Source organism: Petrocella sp. (assembly GCF_059865615.1).
Genome location: NZ_JCBCDA010000067.1, coordinates 1 through 3,968, shown reverse-complemented (window position 1 = coordinate 3,968; position 3,968 = coordinate 1). Strand labels below are relative to the sequence as shown.

Sequence of the window (3,968 nt, the reverse complement as noted above, 5' to 3'; positions counted from 1 at the left end):
TTTTACCTAAGGATGTAGGTGTCATGACTTTTCCGCTTATTTCATCTTTGATGTATATGGCTTCCGAAGCCTTATCGCTAACCGGATCATTGGACCAAGGTGTTATCTTATTCTCCCGACTATTACCTGCCCAAGTAAATCCGGCACCTGATTCGGATATATGGAACCCAAACTTCTTATTTGCAATTACATTAATCCAAGGCGCAGGTGGCTTGTTTTTACCTTCAAGTAGGATTTCATATTCACTTCCATCTCTTATAAACCCACCAAAGCCGTTGAAAAATTCATATTCATTTTCAAGATCCAAGTTTTTTACCTCCTTTTTCTATTTTTCTTCTACTACTTCGATGATTTCCTTTAATGTCTCTTTAATATTTCTAAAATAAATACCTGTCTTTTCAGTAAACACGATTCTAGCAACTGTGAAGAGTAAGTCTAGCTCTGCTGGAATGACTTGATTAGAATGAAGTATAAAAAGACTAGGACGTTCTCTACTTTCATCATATATTCTAAGAGATGATGTCATATCATTTAACAAATCATTCAGTTCTTGCATATATCCGTGCTTGGCTTCACTCAGAATGATTAAGTCTACTTTCACTTGATTGATTCTTAAGTATTCATAAGCTTTTAATACATCTCTTACAACACTTGCCGATTCTATTGATTTTACCGTTAACAACATAATCGGATTGTCACCTGACACACCAAATTTCCATAAGAAGCTTTGGTTTTTCCAATTCCTTCTAATGTTTTCTGCCGGACCTCTATAATAACTTGAGGGATAAAATAGTGGACTTATTAAATCTTGAAAAGCATTCAATTGTTTTCTAGAAATATCCAGATACTTAAGTTCAATTTCACTTTGGAGTCTGAATTTTTCAAATACGTCGTCTATTCTATAATCAATACTCAGTTCATCACTTATTAAGATAGCTTCTTCTTTATTTTTACTCACACCTGTTATAAATGAAACAGATGCCGATTCTCCTTCTGCCAAAGAAATATTTACCCTAAGGCTCATTATAGGGTCATTACAAAAACCAGTGCTGTTAGAAAGTAATATACTATCCACAACAGTATCTGGATTTATTAAGGTATTATTCCTACCTATGAATTTTAGCCGATCATTCTCGTATGCAACACTCTTCGTCATATTAGCGTCTGTTTTTACCATATGAATCAGATATGGGTTATGGCCTTCTTTATCTCCCCGCCTACTCGATAAGAAAATACTTTGTTCTTCTAAAAACTCACTTTCAATAAAAAGTTTATTAAAAGCAGGGTGGCTCAGTTCATCAAGGAACTTATCACCTACCACTTCTATATAACTAGTTAATTCTAATTCTTTAATATCTTTTCCATTGTTGGTCAAGGTTACTTTTCGAATCTCAAGGTTGTAATTTGAAGAAAGACTTACTTCAGTATGGGAAATTATATCGCCATCTGTTCTCTTGAATTCAGCCTTATGAGGATGAAATATAGCTTCGTAATCATCCGGTTCTTTTCTTGTGGGATTGTAAGTTGCACTCCAAAATGCATGTCCCTTCATATCTTTAATATAAATATAATTTCCTGTATTGGCATAGCGATCTGATCGCCATCTATAGAGCATAATATCTTTGTAGCTACTAAACCCATCCCCATCTGATGTAATCATAAGTGAGTAGTTGTTATTACTAAAATACCTAGCAACGGTGATTTTTGGTGCTGTGCTATTGACATAACGGTTACTCAATACATCTTCTTCCAATTCCACTTTTCTAATTTTTATCGTGTAGCCTCTCTTGGCTATAGATATAAAATGAGATTGGCGTTTTTCCTCAAGCAATACCTCGGTGGCTTTTACCATAGCTTCTGAATGGAATCTCGTACGCATGATGCCATTGTTCAAAAAATTATTAATTGCTACAAGATTCATGCCTTGATGATGGGCCATAAATGATCGAACGATACAATAAGGTGTCTCATACTCCGGATCCGGACCATTAAAATCGATTGCCTCATAATAACCATACGCACCAAAAGCACCTAAGTCTGACATTCTTCGAAGGTTCGACATAGCTTCCTCACTTGCATATTCAAGAGCAAGAAATGTAGCATATGGCGCTGCTACTAAGGGCTCTTTGAGAGCCGGTTGCAGACGAAGTTTAGGTATACCAAATGCCTTATATTGATAGTTAGCGTCCAAGTCAAATCGATAATACTGTGACTCAGATATGCCCCAAGGTATGGACATATGCTTAGCATAATTAATATGCTGTAGTACTGCAGCTTTAGATGTTTCAGCATATACTGAGCCATCATACTCTTTCATGACTAGGTTTGGCATAAGGTATTCAAACATCGTGCCGCTCCAAGATACAAAGCAAGGCAAGCCATCGATCATGGTAAAGGGACGACCCAACTTACTCCAATGTTTTAAGGGCACCTCGCCCCTGGCTATGGCTATAAAACTCGTTAGTGATGATTCTGAAGCCATCAAGTCGTAACAACCGGCATCTTTTGTTTGAGATGATACATGATAACCGATATGAAATAGTAATCGTTTTTCATTGTATAAAAATCTAAACTCAGCTTCTTTAAGCATAGAATCTATTGTATTGCCAATCACATTTATTCTACTAAACATATCCTTTGCAGCATCATTATCTTCTAGTGCCAGCTGTCCTAAGGTAGGGCAACCCAAGAAGGGAATATCTTCTAAGTTAAATATTTCTGCCTCGTTTATGATTATATCTAAACTGCTTAGCAGTTCTTCTATACTATGAGAAGGCCCATCCAATTTCTGTTCATTGCTTTTTATAAGCGCTCTTATGTCCGAAAGATCCTTTGAAAACTCTCCTATTGTACCGTAATCATCTTTTAATAACATATTTGTTTGACTTGTTTTTAATGTGTGTCTAAGCTCCGAGATTAGATGTGTCGTAAAAATAGGTGTATCTAGCTGTTCTAAAATACCGTTTTTTAGGGCTATAAGATGCCCAAAAAAGTTTCCACTATCTACCGTAGATATATAATCCGGTTGTAATATTTCAAGAGTACTCGTGTTATACCAATTATAAAGATGACCTTTCCACTTCGGCAGAGTGCCGATCGTCTCCAATAATCTTTCTTCATGGGTAATCATGCTACTTAAAGTCTCAAAGCCAAAGTCTCTTGCAGATAGCGTGGCTAGGAGTTGAAGACCAATATTTGTTGGAGAGGTTTTGCTAGATAGTTTTTCTTTAGGTGCATACTGATAATTATCCGGACATAAATAGTTATTGTCTTTTGTTGCATGATCTTTGAAAAAAAGCCAGGTTCTTCGAGCTGTCTCTAGAAGAAGTTCCCGATCCTCTTGCGCTCCCTTTATGAGTCGGCCTTCTCTTGGTTGGCTCATACGATAGGCCATCAAAAAAGACATCCCCCAAGCAAGTGCTAAGGCACCATAGATGGCTATTGCTAACGGATGAACTGTCTGCACTATTAATAGTCCTACTAAAACTATAGCCACAATAATCGCACTAAACATATTAAAGAAATAACCTCTTAATGTATTTACAACTGAAGCATCTTCATTTTCTGATGTATTCCACTTCAGCATTTTTTCTTGACTGATGAGCACTCTAAAGACTGTTCTCATGATTGCATCTGTAGCTATCTGAGCCCTATATGGTGTAATTACAAGCTCCATAAATGCTCTTTCAAACATTAACATGATCTCTTTAAATAAACCCTTATAAACAATGGTAAACTGAGGTCTATTGATTTTTTGTGAAATTATTGCGTATAGTAGAGACGCGAAATTGAGTATGTCAGAAAAGAAAACTAAGGGTAGCCACAAATAAAAAACCTTGGGCATAACTGCTAAATTTATGATAATGAAAAGTGTTTTGGATACAGGGACTATGCTACGTCTTAAATTATCTAATATTTTCCATTTGGATATCACATTTAAGCTAATACCATTTTTAGGCTTCCTTTTA

General features: G+C 36.0%; 2 protein-coding genes. Both read right to left on the bottom strand.

From position 1 onward, the window contains the following. A partial coding sequence (locus AC6F8J_RS07615; protein WP_500722217.1) for a hypothetical protein occupies positions 1-307 on the bottom strand: 307 nt, incomplete at its 3' end. A gap of 18 nt (positions 308-325) precedes the next feature. After that, positions 326-3,676 carry a glucoamylase family protein gene (locus AC6F8J_RS07610; RefSeq protein WP_500722214.1) on the bottom strand — a complete coding sequence of 1,117 codons (3,351 nt, stop codon included), beginning with the start codon at positions 3,674-3,676 and terminating at the stop codon, positions 326-328. Positions 3,677-3,968 lie beyond the last annotated feature (292 nt).